Source organism: Muricoccus harenae, from assembly GCF_009848505.1.
Taxonomy (GTDB): domain Bacteria; phylum Pseudomonadota; class Alphaproteobacteria; order Acetobacterales; family Acetobacteraceae; genus Roseomonas; species Roseomonas harenae.
This window is the reverse complement of record NZ_WWDL01000041.1, coordinates 15970-36605: the sequence shown is the minus strand read 5'-3', so window position 1 is coordinate 36605 and position 20636 is coordinate 15970. Positions and strand designations below refer to the sequence as shown.

Annotated in this window: 15 protein-coding genes and 1 pseudogene; 4 read left to right on the top strand and 12 right to left on the bottom strand. The window is 65.4% G+C overall.

The window, feature by feature from the left end; all coding sequences use genetic code 11:
- Positions 1 to 2135: tetratricopeptide repeat protein (locus tag GSE44_RS22305; RefSeq protein ID WP_235925065.1), on the bottom strand; the 2135-nt coding region annotated here is incomplete at its 3' end.
- A 729-nt stretch (positions 2136 to 2864) separates the two neighbouring features.
- On the opposite strand from GSE44_RS22305, the gene GSE44_RS22300 reads away from it, so the two are divergent.
- The gene (locus tag GSE44_RS22300; RefSeq protein ID WP_159351046.1) at positions 2865 to 4109 is read left to right on the top strand and encodes a hypothetical protein; all 1245 of its coding nucleotides are present in this window, start codon (positions 2865 to 2867) and stop codon (positions 4107 to 4109) included.
- A gap of 568 nt (positions 4110 to 4677) precedes the next feature.
- On the opposite strand, the pseudogene GSE44_RS22295 reads toward GSE44_RS22300, so the two are convergent.
- Positions 4678 to 4932: pseudogene (locus GSE44_RS22295) on the bottom strand (SOS response-associated peptidase family protein); the annotation flags it as partial.
- A gap of 228 nt (positions 4933 to 5160) precedes the next feature.
- Here GSE44_RS22295 and GSE44_RS22290 point away from each other — a divergent pair.
- Entirely contained in the window at positions 5161 to 5592 is a 432-nt protein-coding gene (locus GSE44_RS22290; protein WP_159351045.1) for a hypothetical protein, read from the top strand.
- 402 nt (positions 5593 to 5994) lie between these two features.
- Positions 5995 to 7142, top strand: a protein-coding gene (locus tag GSE44_RS22285) for an IS3 family transposase (RefSeq protein WP_235925064.1) whose coding sequence is annotated in 2 segments (ribosomal slippage) — positions 5995 to 6247 and positions 6247 to 7142 — 1149 coding nt in all. Because the reading frame shifts where the segments join, the coding sequence is not laid out codon by codon here.
- A 1-nt stretch (position 7143) separates the two neighbouring features.
- Here the strand turns inward: GSE44_RS22285 and GSE44_RS22280 are convergent.
- The 3 genes from GSE44_RS22280 to GSE44_RS22270 are packed head-to-tail and all read right to left on the bottom strand — an operon-like array spanning position 7144 to position 9328.
- Positions 7144 to 8184 (bottom strand): hypothetical protein, encoded by a 1041-nt coding sequence (locus GSE44_RS22280; protein ID WP_159351044.1) that lies wholly within the window; start codon positions 8182 to 8184, stop codon positions 7144 to 7146.
- 16 nt (positions 8185 to 8200) lie between these two features.
- Positions 8201 to 8989 (bottom strand): hypothetical protein, encoded by a 789-nt coding sequence (locus GSE44_RS22275; protein WP_159351043.1) that lies wholly within the window; start codon positions 8987 to 8989, stop codon positions 8201 to 8203.
- 42 nt (positions 8990 to 9031) lie between these two features.
- Positions 9032 to 9328 (bottom strand): hypothetical protein, encoded by a 297-nt coding sequence (locus GSE44_RS22270; protein ID WP_159351042.1) that lies wholly within the window; start codon positions 9326 to 9328, stop codon positions 9032 to 9034.
- A 180-nt stretch (positions 9329 to 9508) separates the two neighbouring features.
- Between GSE44_RS22270 and GSE44_RS22265 the strand changes: the two genes are divergently transcribed.
- Positions 9509 to 10198 carry a recombinase family protein gene (locus GSE44_RS22265; protein WP_159351041.1) on the top strand — a complete coding sequence of 230 codons (690 nt, stop codon included), beginning with the start codon at positions 9509 to 9511 and terminating at the stop codon, positions 10196 to 10198.
- A 19-nt stretch (positions 10199 to 10217) separates the two neighbouring features.
- Here the strand turns inward: GSE44_RS22265 and GSE44_RS22260 are convergent, their stop codons facing one another.
- The 7 genes from GSE44_RS22260 to GSE44_RS22230 all read right to left on the bottom strand — a co-directional run bounded on the left by GSE44_RS22260 (position 10218) and on the right by GSE44_RS22230 (position 20562).
- Positions 10218 to 11309 carry an endonuclease NucS domain-containing protein gene (locus GSE44_RS22260; RefSeq protein WP_159351040.1) on the bottom strand — a complete coding sequence of 364 codons (1092 nt, stop codon included), beginning with the start codon at positions 11307 to 11309 and terminating at the stop codon, positions 10218 to 10220.
- A gap of 243 nt (positions 11310 to 11552) precedes the next feature.
- Positions 11553 to 12764: a phospholipase D family protein gene (locus GSE44_RS22255; protein WP_159351039.1), complete on the bottom strand. Its 1212-nt coding sequence runs from the start codon at positions 12762 to 12764 to the stop codon at positions 11553 to 11555.
- Complete coding sequence (locus GSE44_RS22250; protein WP_159351038.1) at positions 12761 to 14491, bottom strand: restriction endonuclease subunit S; 1731 nt, start codon at positions 14489 to 14491, stop codon at positions 12761 to 12763. The genes GSE44_RS22255 and GSE44_RS22250 overlap by 4 nt, the downstream gene beginning before the upstream one ends.
- The gene (locus tag GSE44_RS22245; protein ID WP_159351037.1) at positions 14488 to 15945 is read right to left on the bottom strand and encodes an HsdM family class I SAM-dependent methyltransferase; all 1458 of its coding nucleotides are present in this window, start codon (positions 15943 to 15945) and stop codon (positions 14488 to 14490) included. Before GSE44_RS22245 ends, GSE44_RS22250 begins: the two co-directional genes overlap by 4 nt.
- 3 nt (positions 15946 to 15948) lie before the next feature.
- Entirely contained in the window at positions 15949 to 18402 is a 2454-nt protein-coding gene (gene hsdR, locus GSE44_RS22240; RefSeq protein ID WP_159351036.1) for an EcoAI/FtnUII family type I restriction enzme subunit R, read from the bottom strand.
- On the bottom strand, positions 18399 to 20297 hold the full coding sequence (locus tag GSE44_RS22235; RefSeq protein WP_159351035.1) for an N-6 DNA methylase: 1899 nt from the start codon (positions 20295 to 20297) through the stop codon (positions 18399 to 18401). Before GSE44_RS22235 ends, hsdR begins: the two co-directional genes overlap by 4 nt.
- The gene (locus GSE44_RS22230; RefSeq protein ID WP_159351034.1) at positions 20287 to 20562 is read right to left on the bottom strand and encodes a hypothetical protein; all 276 of its coding nucleotides are present in this window, start codon (positions 20560 to 20562) and stop codon (positions 20287 to 20289) included. Before GSE44_RS22230 ends, GSE44_RS22235 begins: the two co-directional genes overlap by 11 nt.
- Between the last annotated feature and the right edge of the window lie 74 nt (positions 20563 to 20636).

Sequence of the window (20636 nt, the reverse complement as noted above, 5' to 3'; positions counted from 1 at the left end):
TCGAGCGGCACGCGTTCGCGGGTGCGTTCCTGCAGCGCGGCACGGAAGGCACCGACCGCCTCCTCAAGCCGGGCCGTGCCTACCTCCCGCCTGCCGAGGGTCAAAAGTGCGTAGGCGAGACCCTTCTGGGCCATGGCCCACTCGAGCGGCACGCGTTCGCGGGTGCGTTCCTGCAGCGCGGCACGGAAGGCACCGACCGCCTCCTCAAGCCGGGCCGTGCCTGCCTCCCGCTCGCCAAGGGCCGCAAGCGCGTTACCGAGACCCGTCTGGATCGCCGCCCACTCGAGCGGCACGCGTTCGCGGGTGCATTCCTGCAGCGCGGCACGGAAGGCACCGACCGCCTCCTCGAGCCGGGCCGTGCCTGCCTCCCGCTTGCCGAGGATGGTAAGCGCGTTGCCGAGACCCGTCTGGATCGCCGCCCACTCGAGCGGCACGCGTTCGCGGGTGCGTTCCTGCAGCGCCGCACGGAAGGCACCGACCGCCTCCTCGAGCCGGGCCGTGCCTGCCTCCCGCCCGCCGAGGATGGTAAGCACGTTGCCGAGAGCCTTCTGGGTTGCCGCCCACTCGAGCGGTACGTGTTCGCGGGTGCGTTCCTGCAGCGCGGCACGGTAGGCATCGACCACTTCCTCGAGCCGGGCCGTGCCTGCCTCCCGCTCGCCGAGGATCCAAAGCGCGTTGCCGAGATTGTTCTGGGTTGTCGCCCATTTGAGCGGCACGCGTTCCCGGGTGTATCCTTGCAGCGCGGCACGGAAGGCATCGGCCGCCTCCTCGAATCGGGCCGTGCCTGCCTCCCGCCTGCCGAGGGTCCAAAGCGCGTAGCCAAGATTGTTCTGCGCCATCGCCCATTTGAGCGGCACGCGTTCGCAGGTGCATTCCTGCAGCGCGGCACGGAAGGCATCGGCCGCCTCCTCGAGCCGGGCCGTGCCTGCCTCCCGCTTGCCGAGGATCGTAAGCGCGTTGCCAAGATTGATCTGGGTTGCCGCCCAATCTTGTGGGCGCTCGCGCCGAGATACAAGGCGGAGTGCGTCAGCGTAGAGCGCGAGCGCCTCGTTTAGAGCGGCATTGTCACCATATTCGCTACCTTGACTCTGAAGTGCACTGGCTGCGGCCATTATGTGCCGCCACGCGGCTTGCTGGTCGGAGGCAACCAAGCTTGCCGCCTCCTGCAGTATGGCCGCAGCCTCGCGATAGCGCAGCTGTAGCCGGCTGATGCGTGCCCGTTCCGCCAGAAGGGCTGCGTCGTCTGCTGCGCGGCGCTCGTGCTCCTTCCTACGTCGTGCGATCAGCGCGTCGAGGTTGCCGGCCGCAGTCGATAAGTTAAATGCGGCGATTTGAGCCTCAGCTGCATCAAGGGCGTCTCGGATAGGCGCCGTCACATTCGGTGAAACCACCGGCGGTGCACGCATATCGGCCAGCAGCTTCTCGATAACAGCTGGCAGGCGCTCGTCAGGGATGAACTCCAGATTCGGCACCTGTGGCGTTAGCACACGGCGCAGATCCACGGCCAGATCTGGTGATGGATCGCGCTGCAGACGCTCCAGTGTCCGGGCAATCTCGTTAAGCTTCGCGTGAGCTTGGTCCTGCTTGCCATGCAGCGTCGCCACTTCGTTTGCGACATGCCCAAGCAGCGAGTGCATGGCAGTCGTATCGCCAGCAATCCCCCGCACCAGATGGTCTATTTTCGTGTTGGACTGCTTTAGCGCTGCGAGTCTCGACGCGACGAAGGCCACTTCGACCCGCGGGTTAACCTTCAGCGCCTCGCGGAAGAACGCTAGAAAGCAAGCAGACCAGCCCGGCGCCTCAGAATCGACACTAAAGAACCGTGCCTTGAACTCGTGTGGCGGGGGCGCACCGCCAGCTCCGTTAACCAGCTCCTGCCAAACAGCCTGCTCAGCCTCCGCGACCAGGTTCCGCCCAACCTCGGCTGCGCTGTCCTGCCGCGCGCCTGCCAGGGCGTCGTCCACGGCCGCCTCGAGCGTAGCCACCACAGCGGGATCGTCCTTAAAGGTCAGCGAGGGTAGTAACCCCAACTGCTCGTGCAGGAACCGGCGGGCGGCCGCGATGAAGGGAGGTGGTGCAGCTCCGCGGTTGTCGAAGCGCGCTTCCTCGTCCTCCTTCGCATAGTCCAGAACCACCACCAGAGTGCCCGTCAGCTGCGCTAGCCGTAGTGCACGCTCGAGGTCGTGATTGGTCGGTACGCCGCCCAGGTAGGCTCCGGCCCGGGCGCGTGCCTCTTCCCAGGCTGACCCGAAAACCCTGGTTGTGATCTTATCAGCGACAGCACCAGATGCTTCCATAACTGGCCCGCTCAGGACGCCTCCAGTCATCGCACCCAACAGATATCCTACCAGTGACGTCATCACTTTCCCCCGGAGAGGGATCTTGGATGACATCGGGGGCAAGTAGAAGGCCTGGGCTTCAGTGATCTTGCCGCAAGTAGGACAACTGAGTCTTGCCTAAGCAAGGTCGGTAGCTACTGGCCGGCAGGCCGAGACGCATCGCGCCGAGATCCGGCGGAGGTTCGTCTCCGCCACCTGTGCAACCGAGGCGTTGTGCCGCCGCTCTCGCTCCGTATCGAGGAGCCTGGCTCGGTTGAGCAAGAGCAAGGTTTATGCAACAGACCCGCTTCTAACTGAAGCTTCGCTCTGACCTGCCAGGGAGAAGATCTCGGGGTTATGGGGCCCGCTTATCGTGCCTTTGTTTGCCGGAGGGGCTGATTGCCGCGAAGCCGGGGTTGAGTGAGTAGAACGATGCATGATCGGCCGCAGCTCGCCATCGCGAGTTGCTGACTGGGAGCCTCACCGCCATACCGAGGCAGCAGCAACACGTGCGACCCTCGATCGCACCTGGAGGGCCGACCACGCATGTTCCCCAAGCTTGTCCTGACCGGAGCCGAGGCTACGGCTCCTGTCGTGCTCGACCGTATCCCGCTCGCCTCGGGTGGCAGGAACGAGGCTTGGCTCCGCGACTTCCTGCTTCGGCATCCCGACACCTTGCCCGCTTCCGAGATCGACCCGGCCTATGCGGACCCGATCCCGGTCTGCCGTGAACTCGCGACGCCCGCGGGCCCGGTCGACGCCGTGTTCGTGAACCGGCACGGCGCGCTGACGGTCGTGGAATGCAAGCTCTGGCGGAACCCCCAGGCACGGCGCGAGGTTGTGGGGCAGATCCTCGACTACGCGAAGGAACTCGCCCGCTGGCACTACGAGGACCTCCAGCGGGAGGTCTCGAGGTCGCTCCGGCGCCCCGGCAACGCCCTCTTCAACCTCGTGCAGGCCCAGCACCCATCCGTAGATGAGGCGACCTTCGTCGATGCCGTGGGACGCAATCTCCGCGCTGGACGTTTTCTCCTGCTGGTCGCGGGCGACGGCATCCGGGAGGGCACTGAGGCCATCGTACAGTTCATGCACGCCCACACCGGCATGCGCTTCGCCTTCGGCCTTGTCGAAATGGCGGGTTACGAGCTGCCCCAGGGGCAGTTGCTGGTTCAGCCCCGCGTTCTGGCGCGCACCGTCGCGCTGGAGCGGACGGTTGTCCGCATCGTGGAGCCGGCCCTGGGTATTGCAACAACAGCCGACGAGGGTGGCCCAGAAGCAGAGGGAGACGGGCCGGAGCCGTCGCAGCCGTCCCGTCGCCGCGATCCCGCCCTCACCGAGGCGGACCGGAGGTTTTGGGAGCGCTTTATCGCCGAGCTGCGGCTGGACGATCCGTCACAGCCGCCACCCCGCCGCCGCGGATATGGCTGGATCCGCTACGATCTGGGCACGCCGGAGGCCGGCATCACGGCGTACCGGGCGCGCTCCGAGGATCTCGTTGGCACCTATGCGATCTTCAGGGGCGAGGCGGGATTTCGTCTCATCGATGAACTTAAAGCGCAACAGTCCGAAATCGACGCGGCTCTTCGCACAGCCATGCCCGACGGGGAGTTGGAGTGGGGTGAGACACCCCCGGACGCTCAATGGATCGCGCTCCGCCTTCGTGCACCAGGCAACTGGACCGAAGAGGATGACGTCCGTCACCGGGCATGGCTCGCTGCCGCGGGAAACGCGCTCGTTAATGCGCTCCGGCCGAGAATTCAGAGGATCCTCAGCGAGGTGCGCGGTGCATAGCCGACTGCCTGGGCGGATCGGTTCGGGTGATGAGCTGACCCAACTGGAGATCGCGGCACCAAGGCCGCATAGCCGGGGCGAAATTACAGGATGATGTCGGGGTCTGGCATCCGACGCCAGCCGCCTGTCACCCGCTCAATCAGCAACGGATGTAAGGGCCGCCCACGTGCCACGGCCCTCTGGAGAATACGTTCCTCTGTCGCAGGGTCGCGCCCCGACAGCCAGGGCTCGTCCGAGCCCCGGAACCGCCGCCGGTAAGTGGCGAGTACCCTTTCCACCGCCTCGCACGGCGGAGGTGGAGGGTAGGCGTCGGTCGGTTGGTCAGGTCTGGGCATGGTTAGTCATCATCGATCAAGACGCTTGAGGTCTGCCAGCAACGTCAGGGGGGATCCGCGTATATTGGGAGGAGCATAGGGACGATGCGGCTAATCGCTGACCCCGGGGCCGCCCCGGCCCGGCCGGGACGCGGTCGCCCCCGCTACAGCAGGCTGCCCTGGCCTGGCTCCGTCCTTCTCGGCCGCACGTCACCGCCTGGCAGTTCCCCTTCGGGCTGGTCCGACCTGCCGCGCGCCACGATCCTCAGCATCCCGTTCGGCCGTGGCCGCTGCAGCTCTTTCGCCACCGCCCAGGGCGCCGTCATCCAAGCCTCAAGATTGTCGGCCTCGGTCAGGATCACCGGCATCGCCTTGGGGTGGACCGGCACCACCTCGGCGTTCGGCTCGGTGGTGAGAAAGGCGTAGAGGTCTGTCGTGACCTCGCCCTCCTTCACCTTTCGCACCGAGGTCCACTGCGGGACCCAGATCCCGGCAAAGAAGGCCAGCGGCCGGTCCACAACCGGACACTTTACATTTGAAGTGGGCCTGCTGGGCGACAGCTTGGTGTGCTCGTCGCCAGCTGGAGGCAGGGTCAGCCGGCATCGACGGCATTCAGCGTGTTACCTTCGGAGTGACCACCTCCTCCCCTCCGCCAAGCACGCATTTTTGTGCTTTATGTTTCGTTGACAAACACAATCAAGACTAATCCAAATGCTCTGACATTGTCGGAGCGGGCTATGCCTAACACAGATCAACTAAAACAAACGCTTTCTGAACAGATGCGGGCAATATTCGGAGATCACCCGCCTCCGGTCCAAGTAAGTGACGCTCAAATAGAGGCAGTCGCTTCGGAATTTGCAGTTGATTATGAAAAATTACTGAACGACAACCCAGAAATCGCCAACAATCCCGAAATTTATGATTTGAACCCTTTTGGTTTCAAAATAGAATTTCCCAAAAAGCTTCCAGACCCCTTTAAAGGTGTAAAGAAAGAGGCTTGTATTCTTGCCCACATTGCGATCGCAGCAGCACTTGTTGCGGCTTGGGTAGCAAGCGGTGGCACTCTTGTAGTCGGCTCTACCGTAGCAGGAGTTGTTATTACAGACACCATCTACGCTGCCCTTGCGGGAGGTCTGACGGGCGCCGCACTAGCCGAGAAATTTTGTTAAAAGGACCAGCACCCGGGCACCTGCACCGGAGACCAGGGGCGGCCCCTGGTTCCCGGGCCCTGGTCAGGCCCGCCAAGCCCTGCAATCTGGGGGGGGAGCGGCCTGCCAGCTCCCCATCCGGCGGAGCTAAGCTGGGGAGCGGTCGGTAGAGTCCACACCCTAGTCCGCGTTTCAGTTCACCCTATCCTGGATCGCCGACTACCGCCGCAGCCGCCGATCGGGCTGCCAAGGTAGGGCGAACCCCTCTCACCTCTGCCGCATCTTTCTCCAGGGGCGCAGCCCGCCCCCACCGTGATCAGCCCGCTTTTCAGGGCACCAAGGAACTCACCGCAGCAGCCTTGACCTGAGCCCCGAGATTTCGGCCAAGGGGAGGTAGAGTCCGTCACCCGTTTGGAGACGGACATGAAGCGCGGGCGGTTTACGGAAGAGCAGATCATTGGGGTGCTGCGGGAGGGGGAGGCCGGGCTGAAGACGGCGGATCTCTGTCGCAAGCATGGGATCTCTGAGGCGACGTTTTATGCCTGGAAGGCCAAGTACGGCGGTCTGGGTGTGTCGGAAGCCAAGCGGCTGAAGGCGCTTGAAGACGAGAATGGCAGGCTGAAGCGGTTGCTGGCTGAGGCGATGCTGGACAACGCCGTGCTGAAGGACCTCGCCGCAAAAAAGTTCTGACGCCCGCGGCCAGGCGGGCGGCGGTGGCCCATGCCCAGGAGGTGCATGGGATCAGCCAGAGGCGGGCCTGTTCGCTGGTAGGCGCCGAGCGGACGTCGATCCGCTACCAAGCCCGGCGTCCCGACGATGCGGCGGTTCGGGCAAGGCTGCGGGAACTGGCGGCTGAACGCCGTCGGTTCGGCTATCGGCGGCTGGGCATCCTGCTGGCGCGCGAAGGCACACGGCTGAACCACAAGAGGCTGCGGCGGCTGTATACCGAGGAGAAGCTGCAGGTGCGGCGCCGTGGCGGCCGGAAGCGGGCCGTGGGCACACGGGCGCCGATGGTGCTGCCGCAGGCGCCGAACCAGCGCTGGTCGCTGGACTTCGTGTCCGACGCCTTGGCCGACGGGCGACGGTTCCGCATCCTGGCCGTGGTGGACGACTTCAGCCGTGAGTGCCTGGCGCTGGTGGCCGACACCTCGTTGTCCGGTGTCAGGGTCGCGCGCGAGTTGGATGCCGTGCTTGGGCGCCGAGGCCAACCCCAGGTGTGCGTCAGCGACAACGGCACCGAGCTCACCAGCAACGCCATCCTGAAGTGGAGCCAGGACCGGCAGGTGGAGTGGCACTACATCTCGCCCGGCAAGCCGCAGCAGAACGCCTTCGTGGAGAGCTTCAACGGCCGCCTGCGTGACGAATGCCTGAACGAGACGCTGTTCACCTCGCTCCATCACGCCCGGGCGGTGCTGGCCAGATGGCAGGCAGACTACAACCACGTCCGGCCGCACTCGGCTCACCAGGGCATCACGCCCGCCGAGGTCGGCAGGCGAACCATCACGCCTTGGATGATGAAAGACCTTGCCAACACCGCTACCGCGGCAGCAAACAATCGGTCAGGACTCTAGCTCAGCCCGGAAGAACTTCGGGGCTCAGGTCAGCCTCGACCATGCGGTCTAGATCGGCCCGCGCGAACCGCCTCCATCCATCCTGGGCACTGACGAGGCTCCAGCCGCCTTTTCCCGAGACCGGGGGACGCCTCCACCGGGGTGTCGCCATGGATGCAAGACGCCGTAGCGCCTCCCAGTAGTCCTCGACGTACTCCGGCTGGTCCTTCGGGCCGATGGCGTAGCGGGGGCGGCCGTCCCGGCCAGGTCGAGCCAGCGACGGAAGGAACGGGTTTCCCTCGCCATCGACCGGCACGAACACCTGCTCGCCAAGGGACGGTACCGCTTCCTCATCGAGCGTCGGTGGGCGTGGCGGAACCAAATCTTGCCAGCGCGAGCGGACAAAGCCCTTGCGTCGCTCCAGGTAGCGCAGGGCCTCGGCTGCCGGAACACGACCATCGCCATCGGAAGCGATCTGGCCTGAGGCGATGAGGTTCGCCACTGTTTTCGGCTTTACGGCGGCCAGGGCGGCGAGCTGGTCCGAAACAACGGAGCGTCCGTTGTCGATCGCCCAGCGCGCCTCGGCCGCAGCCAGGTTCTCCGTCAGGTAGACGATGCAGGGACCGAGCGCGGCCTTCAGCCCCAGATCGGCGACCATAGAGCGGAACTGCACCAGGTACCCCTCGATCTCGGCGCGCGAGGCATCCAGATCCAGCGACCTCGTGTCGCCATGGCGGGCGTAGATGAAGAGGCCTGCCAGATCCGCCGCAATGTCCTGCCAGTCGATATCCGCGTCCTCCAGGGCGGATGTGTCCCCCGCCTCGAGCTGTCGCCGGAGATCAGACCACTCCGCCCCTTCCGGCAGGCCGCCTACGAGGTTCGACAGAACAGCCGTGACTGCCGCCTTGCCGTACCGTGGCCCGAGCGCAACCCGGAGACGCTCGCAGGCGTGCTCGATGAGCGTGGCGTAGATGCTCTGAAACGGAACCTGGTTGAGGAAGTCGATACCGGGCTCCGCATCCGTCACCCGGATGCCGCCGTCCTGATCCGCATGGGTGTTCATGAGCTGCTCCACCCGCTCAGCCGAACGCCGGGACGCGGGCGATCTGGGCGCAAAGCCGCTCGCGCGCGGCATCGATGACATCCGGCCGCGTCTTCGCGGAGAGCGTCTCCCGCGCCTTACGGCCGAGGAAGAAGTTCACCCGCTCCCGGTTGGCGCCGCTGGGGTGGGGCAGTCCGCCGAGGATGCGCTCGGGATGGAGGAGGCCGAGGCGTGCCAGGTGCTGCAGCGCCGCGGCGGGCTTCGGTCCGAGCGGGAGCCAGAGGGCGTGGGACAGTGCACGCGCCTCTTCGGCGAGGTGGGTCTCGACCATGCGCCGCAGAGCGGGAGTGCGGAGCATGTCCGGCGTGCCGTTGTAGTTCGCACCGTCGACGAACACCGGATGGCGCAGGGCCGAGGTAAGGTGGACCAGGCCGCGGCCCGGAGCGAAGAGCCCCGCGCAGCTCTCGACGCCGAGGAGACGATGGGCGCCGACATGGTCGAGCATGGCGATGAGCTGTTCGCGCATCGGGCCGGAGAAGGCGCCGGTGAGCTTGGCCTGGCGCGAGGCCTCGGCAGGGCTCATCCCCGCCTGGAGGGCAGCACGGAAGGCCTGGAAGGCGTTCTCCGCCTGCTGGGCGCCCGGAGTGATGCCGACCACCACCAGTCGGGCCTCCGCCGCGATGTGGTCGAAGGGAGCCCAGACGACACTCAGCCGGCCATCGTCATGGAGCGAGAGTGCCGAGCGGGTGTCGCCGGCAAGGAAGGGACCACCGCGGTGGGCCGTGATGGCGGGAGCGAAGCGGGTCACTAAATTCGTGTTCTGCACGGCGATCTTTCTCCTGATGGACGATGATGGTGTTGGTGAAATTCAGGCCCGTCGGAGGCGCCGAGTGCGATGGGCGACCGTGACCACGCGGCCGTCGTCGCCGACGATCGCAAAGGTGCTGAGGAACCGTTCGCAATCCTTCACCCGCATGGGGCCAAGCGCTTCGACGAGGCGCCGACGGGCGGCCTTGTCGAAGAAGTAGCTGTCGGCTCCCCGCACCCGCACCGACGTGCCGTAGTCGAGAAGCAGGCCGATCGCGTGATGCGGGATGGCACGCTGGGCGGACCGCCTTCGGCTATGAGTGGTGAGAAGGTTTTGACGCGGAGCTCGGCAGGACATCGGGCCTCCTTCTTAACGGGACAATGCCAATCCCGTAATCCCGCTTTTGGACGCTTTTGCATGGTGCGTCAATAAATAATCTTTCGGGCATCCCGACTTCCCGACTGTTAGCTTCTCCAACTCCGTTGAGCGTCTGTCAGGAGGCTATACGTGCGTTTAGCCTTCTGACACTCTGCCCCGATGAGCCCCGCCGTCGCCTATTTCCGCGTCTCGACCGAGCGACAGGGCCGCTCTGGACTAGGACTGGATGCCCAGCGGGAGCGCTGCGCCGCCTTTGCGGTCGGGAACGGCATGATGCTGGTGGAGGAGTTCACCGAGGTGGAGACGGGCAAGGGATCGGATGCCCTCGACAGACGTCCTCAGCTCGCGGCGGCCCTCGCCGCTGCGCGGCGGCTCCGCTGTCCGGTCCTCGTTGCCAAGCTCGACCGCCTCTCGCGCGACGTGCACTTCATCGCCGGGCTGATGGTACAGCGCGTGCCCTTCATGGTCGCGGAGCTTGGGCCCGACGTGGATCCCTTCATGCTCCACATCTACGCCGCGCTTGCCGAGAAGGAGCGGCGCATGATCTCGGAACGCACCCGCGCGGCACTCGCGGCTCGGAAGCGTCAGGGAGCAGTCCTAGGAAATCGGACGAACCTCGCGGAGGCTCAGCGGCTTGGGGCTGCCCGCACGGCTGAGGAAGCACGGCGGTTCGCGGAGAACGTCGCGCCCATCATCCGCCAGGTGCAGGCAAGCGGCGTGACCAGCATGCGCGGGGTTGCGGAAGTGCTGAACGCCCGTGGAATTCGTACCGCTCGTGGAGGCCGATGGGCAGCCACGCAGGTTGCTGGGGTACTCGTCCGTACCTCAGCTCCAGCACTGCCGGAATGACGATGAGGAAGCTCTCACCTCAGCCGTTGTAGTTTGGGAAGCGCCCCTTCAGGCGTTCGACGGTCATGCGCCACTTCGGGGCTGTCGGACGACAGACCGTATTCTGGTTCCCGAAGAGCCCCACTTCCTTCACCGCCTTGTCAAGCGGGACCGTATCCAGCCACCGTACCGGCACGAACCACTCGCTTCGGACAGGATCATCAGCGAGGTGGCGATGGTAGTGGCCATCCACCAGCACTTCGAGAGCCGGCTTCTCTGTCCCGTCCGACATCTTCACCATGAACTCACGTGCAGGAACAGCAGGTCCAGTTACTCGGCCAACCCCAACGAAGCCATGATCCGGTGACTTGACCCAGATCCGGTCATCAGGTCGAAGCATACGGAGGTTCTTGTTGAACCAAGCATCACCACCGGCACAGATAAATCCGTAGCGGATCGCCTCGTCCCAGGACCGCTCGCCCCGCGCTCCAAAGGATGCATAGAACTCACCATTCCATGGCTCGGCGGGTTGCCCGGGAGGCGGCTTTACGTCCACTGCGACCTCCACGATATCCTCCTTCAGCCAAGCGCGACTGATGAAGCGTTGCCCGTTGTGCTCGAAGATGCCGAAGCAGAGCACGTTGATGGATATCCCGCGCTCGGCGAGATAGATGACGATGCGCTCGGAATCTGCGTCGAGCTCTGCAGCGACGATGACAATCTCATGCGTATGGTTCAGCATCTCCTCATCGAGGTCGGTGCCGAAGCGAGCGTGGAAGTCCTCGGCAAGGCTCCGCCCCGGCGCGAAGCGGCCGTAAATGGCGGCGACGTCCTCGGACTTCAGCCCCTCCACCCAGCTGGCGTAGTCAAGCGCCTGGGCCACGACGTCGCGGGGTGTCCGATCGCGCTTCAGCTCGATGAGCACGAGGGCACCGTCGGGGGCGATGGCGAGTAGGTCAATAATGCCGCCGTGCGCCGTCCTCTCCTGACGGCCAATCAACATCCAGGAATTCGAGAGGATTCCGGGCGCGGCAACGATCATGTCTTCCAGCACCCTTTCGCTCGACAGGGTGGCGCGGGCGAGGGGCGCGGGCTTCTCGCCGACGGTCCAGATAGCGTGGTGAAGGGTCATAAGCTGATCCGCGGAAGGCCTTCTCTTTGTGGCAAGTCGAGGCTCCGGGAGCCGGGCGGTAGGGCACAGACGCTGGGCAAGGCCATCTGCAGCCGTCGCAGGATGGGGCCGTGCCGAATGTTGCCGATCACCTCTCGGATACAGCGGCTGCTCTTGAAGCGGAGTGGCGGTGCCCCTGTGAGCCAGCCCGCGTCGAACGGCCGCAGGGCGCGGAAGGTGATGCCAAAAGGCTCCAGGGACGGCTTACCCATTGAGACGGCGTCGCCCACGCGACAGCAGGATGAACGACCCAGAATCCGGCGACAGCTCCATCAGCATCTGTGATCCCCGCCGCTCCACCGCCTCCAGGCGCCGTTCGGGCTGCAGGCCGACGACCGGGTTCCACACCTCGTCCGTCTCCTCATCCACCAAGCGTTCGTCGGCGAGTTGTGGCAGCCACTTCTCCGGCGGGTCGAACTCGTATGCGAAGGCCTCGGCGAGACGATCCTCGATCAGCGCCGTGACCTGCTGCTTCCCCGAGGTCGGGTGCGGGCGGAAGGGGCGCGGTGCCCGCTTCAACTCGGCCCGCGGGCGCTGGTCCACGAACCAGTTGGCGTCGATTTCCGCGGAACCGGCTCGGACGTCGATCGCCTGCACCTTGGCGCGGAAGCTCTGCGCCACATGGGCAAGCGAGGCCAGGCCGTCGCGTGGCGTGGCGGGCAGGTGGGGGAAGAGGTGCAGGTGCACCTGGGTCTGGATCGAATTGATTTCCTGGATGCGCCGGTCGACTTCGAAGTACACCGCCTGGCCCAGGGCGGGGGCGATGCCGGCGGCCGCCTCGGCCATAACCACCAGACTACGGCCGCTGATGCCGGTGCGGGGCATGTCGGTGATGTCGGTCTTCAACCGGTCGAGGTAGTCGGCGTACCAGGTGGCGTAGGCCGCCTTCAGCGCGGCGTCGTAGATCACGGCCACGCGGTAGGCTTCCTCGATATGCGCGCGGATATCGGCGAAGCCCGGGTCGCTGGCCGGGCCTTCCAGCAGCACCGCGGCCTCGCCGTTCCGGCCGCGCAGGGCGAAGCCGGTGAGGTTGTGGGAACCAACGAAGGCGGCGGCAGTGCCGTCCGGCATCTCGAAGTAGTAGATCTTGCTGTGCAGCATCGGCCGCAGGCGTTCGAAGGGGTTCTTCGGCCAGCCGGTGGCGCGGCAATAGCCTAGGTGCAGGCGGGCGGCGCTGGCGGGCAGGCCGCTGGCGATGAGGCTGTCCAGCGCCTCGAACGCCTTGAAGGTACCGGCGCCCAGCACCAGCCGGGTGATCTTCGGCGCCGCGGCGCCGACCTTCAGCGCGGCGACGCCATCCGGCGTGGCGAAGCCGGCGACGATGCGGGCTTCCCGGCAGCGCGCCAGCCGGTCCTGGATCAGCCGAGCGATGTTGTGGTGCGGATAGGCGTCAAGGAAGCGTGCCGCGAGGGTCACTGCGCGGCCTCCAGCAGGGTCTCCTCGGTGGGCAACAGGGCCTCGCGCAGCGTCGCCTCCAGCAGCTTGGCGCGGGAGGTGCTGGCAGTGGCGAGGCTGGCTTCCAGCTGATCGCAGAGTGCCATCAGCACGTTCACCTTGGCGACGATGCGGTGTTGTTCGGCGAGGGGTGGCAAGGGAATGGGCATTCGGCGGAAGTCGCCGACATTGACCCCTTGCAGCGCAACACCTTTGGTTTCGCCAGCCATCAGCGCCTGGTAGGGTGGTGCATCGATCACGAGCTTGACGAAATGTCGATCAACGACAGTGGAGATCGGGAAGCGCAGGACATGCTGTGTGATGTTCCCGCCTACCAGTTCCGATGGGACGAACGCTGTCTTCCCGATAGTGCCATCCTTCGACACCAGGAGGTCACCTTCCGCTAACGTCGTCCGCGTGAAACTTGCCGCGCGCGCCGGGCTGCATTTTGGCAGCGTTGCCACGTCGATGGTGCCGGTCTTCATCTCGGTCACCCGCACCGTCGGTACGCCGTTCTCCACCCACTCGGGCTTAAGGATGCCGTAGGTGATGACTTCGCCGGGAATAGTAAGGTCTTCGGCGCATGCCCATTCCCACCCCGCAGGAGTGGAGTAGGAAAGTTGGTCATCCGCAATTGGGGCAAAGCGGGTGGATGCCTTGCGGTCGCCCGAATTTGAGAAGTTGCGACGCATTGTACTGATGAGCAGGCTCGCTGGCTCATCTCCTGAATCCTGCGGCACGAGCTTTCCCCGCACCGCGAGGTTCAGGATCGTTTGGCGGAGCTGCTTGATCTGGTCGGGGCGTGTCGTGATGGCGGGTAGCGTGTTGAGGGCGAAGCGGCCATCAGCCGAGAAGGTCTCGGAATCGGGCGTGTTGAGGCGGGCAAGGCTCGCCGCCGCCAGTCGGTCGCGTGTCACCTCCCTCGTTGTCCGTGCCGCCGCCAGCCGATCGCACAGCGCCATCAACTCATCCACCTTGGCGACGATGCGGTGCTGCTCAGCAAGGGGGGGTAGCGGGACCAACTGATTAACGACCATCTGCGCAGTCAGTTCGACCTGGTTAGTCGAGCCTGCAGCGCGCTCCTCGATAGTGCCAAAGACGTGGTCGGAGCGGAGCCATGTACGGACAAACTCGGGGTCAACGCCGAAGCATCGCACAACAGTCACGTGGCTATCGCAGACAAGCCGATCCGGTGGGGTTACAAGCCGAATGACTCTGCCTATCGTGCCCGTGCCTGTCGAATTCCAGAGGAGATCGCCGTCGCGAAGAAAGCGGACTGTCTCGTATTCTGCAATGGATTCCAACGTAACTAGCTTAGCAACTGACAGGTCGAGACCTCGCCACTGAACGCACTTCTGCGATACCACAGGCGTGCCGACCGAAACCGCATACTTCGGTGACTTTCCACGCTGGATGTACGCTGATACGGTACCAAGACGCGTCCAACACCAACTTTCTGGTAAACCAAATAAGGCGTCATCCTCGCCAGTCGGAAAAGCTTTGTCTGCTCTGGCCTGACCGGTCTTAACCAGCTGTGCCTTTTCGAGCGAGATTCGCTTGAGTAGTTCCGATGCTGGCTCATCGGCTGGATCCTGCGGCACCAGCTTGCCCCTTACTGCGAGGTCCAGCATGAAGCGCCGCAGCCGGTTGATGGCGTCAGGCGCCTCGGCGATCCGCTCGTAGTAGGCCAGGAGGACGTCGGCGTTCATCGGGCCAGCGCCTCTGCCAGGATCGCCTTCAGCTGGTCGCGCAGATTCGCCGCCTTAGCCTCAGCCGCCTTCAGGTCGGCCAGCAACGTTTCTGGGTCGCCATGGTCGTCCTCGACAGCGTGCGGGTTCTTGACGTCGAGGTTCCAGCCTCGCGCCTTCACCTCCTCGACCGTCACCCGCCAGGCCCGCTCGTTCTCCTGCCGCCCCTTGCGCGTCGGTCCGCCCCACCAGGCAACGCAGTCCTGCAGGTGCTCCAACCGGATCGGCTTGGTCATGGAGTAAGCCTTCTGGCCCCCCGGTACCCGGTGCTCCCAGAACCAGGTCTCCTTCGTCGGCGAGCCCTTCTCGAAGAACAGCAGGTTGGTGCCGATGGAGGCGTAGGGCCTGAAGACCGAGTTGGGCAATCGGACGATGGTGTGCAGGTTGCATTCGTCCATCAGGTGCTCCTTCAGCCGGGTCTTCACGCCCTCACCGAAGAGCGAGCCGTCCGGCAGCACCACCGCGGCGCGCCCTCCGGGTTTCAGCAGGCGGATGATTAGGGCGAGGAAGAGGTCCGCCGTCTCCCGGGTGCGGAAGTGAGCCGGGAAGTTGCTCTCGATCCCGTCCTCCTCCCGCCCGCCGAAGGGCGGGTTGGTCAGCACAACATCCACACGCTCGGCCTGAGTCCAGCCGATGTACGGGCGGGCGAGGGTGTTGTCGTGACGGACGAAGCCCGGATCCTCCACGCCGTGGAGGAGCATGTTCGTCACGCAGAGCATGTGGGGAAGCGGCTTCTTCTCAACCGCGCGGAGCCAGGCCTGCATCAGCCGCTCGTCCTCGGGCCGCTTCACGTAGCGGTCGCGCATGTGCCGGATGGAGCAGCTCAGGAAGCCGCCGGTACCACAGGCCGGGTCAAAGAGGCTCTCACCCGGCTTCGGGTCGATGCGGTCCACCATGAAGGCGGTCACGGCCCGGGGCGTGTAGTACTCGCCGGCGTTGCCCGCGTTCTGCAGGTCGTTCAGGATCTGCTCGTAGATGTCCCCGAAGTGCTGGCGCTCAGCTAGGTCGTTGAAGTCCACGTCGCTGATCTTGTTCACCACCTGACGCATCAGCTGGCCGGACTTCATGTAGTTGTAGGCGTCCTCGAAGACACTCCGGACCACCCGCCGCCGGTCGCCCGGCCGGTCTGTCAGAGGAAGGTTCTTGAGTGCCGGGAAGAGCTCCCCGTTGACGAAGTTGAGGAGGGCGTCGCCGGTGATCCCCTCCGGGTCCGTCGCCCAGGCACGCCACTGCAGGTGCTCCGGAATCGGGGAGCGATAGTTGGAGTTCAGGAGCTCCAGCTCCTGGTCCTGGTCGTCGATGATCTTGAGGAAGAACATCCAGCAGAGCTGGGATATGCGCTGGGCGTCCCCATCCACGCCACTGTCCTGGCGCATGATATCCTGGATGGACTTGACGATGTTACGAACGGACATGGGCTAGGCGGCTTCCTCGTAGAGAGCAGTCTGGATCTGGGTCACGGCGTGCTCGAAGTCGGCGCGCGTGCCGAACTGGCGGATGAGTTGCACGGGCGTGCCCATCCGGTCGAAGGGGGCAATCTGGAGGACCCGGAGGTCGCCGAGGTCCAGGACGCCCTCGTCGCTGTACTTGGCAAGAAGCGCCTCCAGGACGGCGCGCGCCTGCGGCCCGTACTTCGTGAACACGTCCCGCTTGCGGACGTTCTCAGCCCGCTCCTGGCGTGTCAGGGCCGGTTGGTCAAAGGCGACGTGGCAGATCAGGTCGAAGGGATCCAGGTCCTTCCCGACCTCCTCCGCGATCGGCTCGAGGGGCAGGCCCTCGGCCTCGAGCTCCTCGAGGACGGCCCTCTTCCGGGCCTCGCCATTCCAGCGGCGCAGGAAGGCGTCGAGACTGGCGTAGCGCTTCTGGAGGGCCTTCCTAGTGAAGTCGCGCAAGCTCTCCGTGACGAGCCGGCCATCCGCATCCAGGTACTCGACCCGCTCAGCGATGATGGTGGCTGTGACGCCGTCCACGTAGACCTTCTGGCGCCCTCCCCCGCCTCCCGTGATGGAGACGTCCGGCGGGTCGCCGCCCACGACCGTCTCGTCGGCTCCTGGCGTGGGAGGAAGATCCCTCCCCTCCTCGTCCGTGGGGGGCGCGTCGTCCGGCGGGGTGATCGGATCACCCTGGCCGGGCTCGTAGATCTGGACGGGCTCGCCGTCGAAGTCGGGGTCGGCGAAGTGGTTCGTCGCGCCGCGGAAGTCCATCAGGGTGAAGTAGAACTTCTTGGTGTCTTCGTGCACGCGGGTGCCTCGGCCGACGATCTGCTTGAACTCCGTCATCGAGCCCACCGGCCGGTCGAGCACGATCAGCCGGCAGGTCTGGGCGTCCACCCCGGTGGAGAGGAGCCGCGAGGTGGTGACGATGACGGGGTGGCTGGACTCCGGGTCGATGAAGTTGCCGAGCTGCGCCTGCCCCTCGGCGTCGCTGCCGGTGATGCGCATGACGTAGCGCGAGTTCTTGTCGCAGAGGTCCTTGTTCTCGTTGACGAGGGCCTGGCGCGTTCGGGCCGCGTGCTCCTCGTCCACGCAGAAGATGATGGTCTTCTGGAACCGGTCGCCGCTCTCGCGGAGGAAGTCGGAGACCTTCTTCGCGACCAGTTTGGTGCGGTCATCGATCACCAGGGTGCGGTCGAAGTCCTTCTGGTTGTAGATCCTGTCCTCGACCTCGTTCCCCTCACGGTCGAGGGTGCCCATCGCCGGTCTGTATCCGTTTACGTCGCGGTCGATGTGGACCTTGATCACCTTGTAGGGCGCCAGGAAGCCGTCCCGGATGCCCTGCTTCAGCGAGTAGGAGAAGACCAGCTTGCCGAAGTAGTCGATGTTCGAAGCGTACTTCGTCTCCTTCGGGGTGGCGGTGAGGCCAATCTGGGTCGCCTCGGAGAAGTGCTCGAGGATCTCCCGCCAGGCGGAGTCCGCCGCGGCGCTTCCACGGTGGCACTCGTCGATGACGATCAGGTCGAAGAATCCCGGAGAGAACTCGCGGAAGAGCTTCTGGCGCTCGTCCGGCCCGGTGATCGCCTGGTAGAGGCCCAGATAGACCTCGTAGGAGGTGTCGATCCGGCGCTTGCGGTCGATCGCGGTCATGAGCTCGACCGTGGAGCCGTCGTTCCGCTCGATGGTCTTGGCGTCGGTGCTGAGCTTGGCCATGGCTGGACCAAAGGGCCGGAAGTCGTTGACCATGGTCTGGTCGACCAGGACGTTTCGATCGGCGAGGAAGAGGATGCGCTTCTTGAGGCCAGCCTTCCAGAGGCGCCAGATGATCTGGAACGCCGTGTAGGTCTTGCCGGTGCCGGTCGCCATGACGAGAAGGGCGCGGTCCTGTCCCCTGGCGATTGCCTCCACGGCGGCGTTGACGGCGTTGACCTGGTAGTAGCGCGGGGCCTTTCCGCTGCTGTCGGCATAGTAGTCCTGCAGGACCACGCGCTCGGCGTCCGGGGTCAGCCCCTTCCAGGAGGCGTACCGGCGCCAGAGCTCCTCCGGCGAGGGGAACTGGTCGAGGCCGAGGTTCTGCTCCTTCTCCGGGAGGGTCCCCGTGCGGTCGTGGAGCACGAAACCGTCGCCGTTCGATGAGAAGACGAAGGGCACGTCGAGGATCTCGCCGTACTCGATCCCCTGCTGGAGTCCCGCTCCGACCGGGTGGTTGTTGTCTTTCGCCTCGATCAGCGCGATCGGGAGGTTGGGCTTGTGGTAGAGGATGTAGTCGGCGCGCTTGCCCTTGCCGCGGCTGACGAGCTTTCCGCGGACGATGATGCGCCCTTTGGTGAAGCTGACCTCCTCCCGGATCTGGGTCATGTCGTCCCATCCTGCCGCCTTCAGGGCGGGGGTGATGAACTTCGAGCAGATGTCGCGCTCGCTCATCTCGCTCTTGTTCATGCGGCAGCTCCCCTCAACCCGGAGCTATCGTCGCCCCCGTCCGGCCAGAGGGCACGAAGACGCCGCGCGGCGTCCTCGCGCATGCGCTGGATACGGTCGTGCGTGGCGAAGACGTCGCGAACCTCCGAGGCGACCACCACCTGCTGATCCGCTGGTGGCATGAGCACAGGTAGGCGCCGCACGTCGTTCATCTGAATGCCAGGGATGGTGGTGCCGACGCTGAGGCTGCGGATCGCTGCTTGGCCGACCCCCGAGGAAAGGAAGCGGAACAGGACGAGGGGATCGGAGACCGGAGCGCCGCGACGGAGGCGGGCGATAACGAAGCTCTGGCTTGCGACCCAGGTCTCCCCCTTTGGCACCTCGCGGACAAACGCCACCTTGCCGACGCTGCCCTTGTTCACGATGAGGATGTCACCGGGCTCGAGGCGAGCCTTGCGCGAGCGCTGCACGACCTCGGGTGTCGACGGCACCAGCTTTTGCGGATCGCGCAAGAGGCCCGCCTCGTCGATGTCGGCAACGCCCACCTCGACGATCCGCTCGCCGTCGACGTACTCGGGAGGATCTTCCGCGTACTCCGCCCGACGATTCCGCCCCGCCGTCGAGGCGAGCAGCGCCTGTGGACGGTAGAGCTCGGCGAGGTCGTCGAGCCTGGTCTCGGCCCGGGCGAGCAGATCCCGCACGCGGCGGGCCTCAGAGCCAAGGACATAGCGGTCCACGGCAAGGTTCAGGTCCTGTGCCTCCAGCTCATCGACGGAGACGAGGGTCGATACGTCACCCGTCTCGCGCTCCCTGACCGCCTCGGCCGCGACGAGATGCCAGTCCCCTCCCCGCTCGGCCTCACCGCGCGGGTCCACCATGAGGAGGTGCCGGCGATCGTCATCCGGAACCGACCTGAACAGCACGAGGGCCGCAGCGACGCCGGTATGGCGACCGAGAGCGTCCCGCGGCAGCGCGACGATGGCGTCAAGGCCGTAGCGGAGGATGGCCTCCTTCTTGGCGAGCTGCTCGGCCTGCGTCGTCCGGAAGAGGTATCCGCTGGGAACGACGCAGGCCGCCCGCCTGCCCCACCGGGCGGCCTGCACGATGTGGGCGGCCTCGGAGCTGCCAGGGGTCTGTCCCAGGCGTCCGAGTGATCCACCGGTGTCCCGATCGCCCTGGCGCACGCCCCACGGGAGGTTCAGGACCGCGACGTCGAAGTCGTTGTTCGTGCCCCCCCGCTCCATCATTGCCCGTGGCCAGTGCACGGGCTGAGGAGCGCGGTCGCCGGCAACCCGCACACCTATCTCCGTAGCAGCTGCCCTGGCGAGCCAAGGGGCAAGGTTGGCCACCTCCAGGCTGGACACGTCCAGCACCACCCGTGCCTGGCGCGCCGCTGCCAGATGGAGGGCCAGCCCAACCGTGCCGACATCCGAGCAGTAGACCCACTCGTCCTTCCTGACCTCGAGGGCCTCGGCGATCAGGATCTGCGTCTCGCGGCTGAGGGAGGGCCAGTCTGCGTGCCGACCGCCAGCCAGGGTCAGGATACGCTGAAGAAGGGAGGGGGATGCCGGCTCACCTCTCCCGGCGGGCACGAGCCGGAGGAGGTGCCGTCGCACCTTGTCGACGAGGCCAATAGGGTAGACGTCGTGGGGCGGCCGCGCCTTCGGCAGGTCGAGGACGCCTTCCATCTCGGAGAGATGATGGGCCCAGGCGTCGCGGATCAGTTCCTCATCGACCTTGAGGAAAACGGCCCGCGCTGCCTGCAGCTTCTCCTCGGTCGTGGTGGCGAGGACCAGCATCTGGGTGATCATGGTCGCCAGGACCGGCCCATCCGACCAGCCCACGTTTCGGACATCGTCCGAAATGTCTCGGAAGACCGTCTCTTCGAGGGCCAGTTCTTCGTTGTCAGCGGCCACCAGCGCGCCTCCGGTCGTAGCTGTCGACGTTGTAGGCCGTGACAAGGGCGCCGTCGGCCTGGACGACCACCACCCCACCCTTATCGAGGGCGCGGAGTGCCGTCTGCTCAAGCTCCCGCACCACCTCCAGCAAGTTCTTGAGACCCTCCCGCCCCAGGACACAGCGGTCCTGGACGTCCTCGCCGAACTGCAAGGTGAGGTCGACGAGAACCTGCCGAATACCCCGCTGGGACATGCGCTTTCCGATGTGTCGTGTCCGGGACATCGCCCATCTCCATCCTGCGGCCACAGACTTACGATGTGGGGATTAAAAAATCCAGTCATCATTGTTGTCTGCAG

Coding starts and splice junctions, on each gene's coding strand:
- hsdR (WP_159351036.1), bottom strand. CDS start 18,402: ATGAACAAGAGCGAGATGAGCGAGCGCGACATCTGCTCGAAGTTCATC.
- GSE44_RS22250 (WP_159351038.1), bottom strand. CDS start 14,491: ATGAACGCCGACGTCCTCCTGGCCTACTACGAGCGGATCGCCGAGGCG.
- GSE44_RS22300 (WP_159351046.1), top strand. CDS start 2,865: ATGTTCCCCAAGCTTGTCCTGACCGGAGCCGAGGCTACGGCTCCTGTC.
- GSE44_RS22280 (WP_159351044.1), bottom strand. CDS start 8,184: ATGAACACCCATGCGGATCAGGACGGCGGCATCCGGGTGACGGATGCG.
- GSE44_RS22245 (WP_159351037.1), bottom strand. CDS start 15,945: ATGTCCGTTCGTAACATCGTCAAGTCCATCCAGGATATCATGCGCCAG.
- GSE44_RS22290 (WP_159351045.1), top strand. CDS start 5,161: ATGCCTAACACAGATCAACTAAAACAAACGCTTTCTGAACAGATGCGG.
- GSE44_RS22270 (WP_159351042.1), bottom strand. CDS start 9,328: ATGTCCTGCCGAGCTCCGCGTCAAAACCTTCTCACCACTCATAGCCGA.
- GSE44_RS22260 (WP_159351040.1), bottom strand. CDS start 11,309: ATGACCCTTCACCACGCTATCTGGACCGTCGGCGAGAAGCCCGCGCCC.
- GSE44_RS22265 (WP_159351041.1), top strand. CDS start 9,509: ATGAGCCCCGCCGTCGCCTATTTCCGCGTCTCGACCGAGCGACAGGGC.
- GSE44_RS22230 (WP_159351034.1), bottom strand. CDS start 20,562: ATGTCCCGGACACGACACATCGGAAAGCGCATGTCCCAGCGGGGTATT.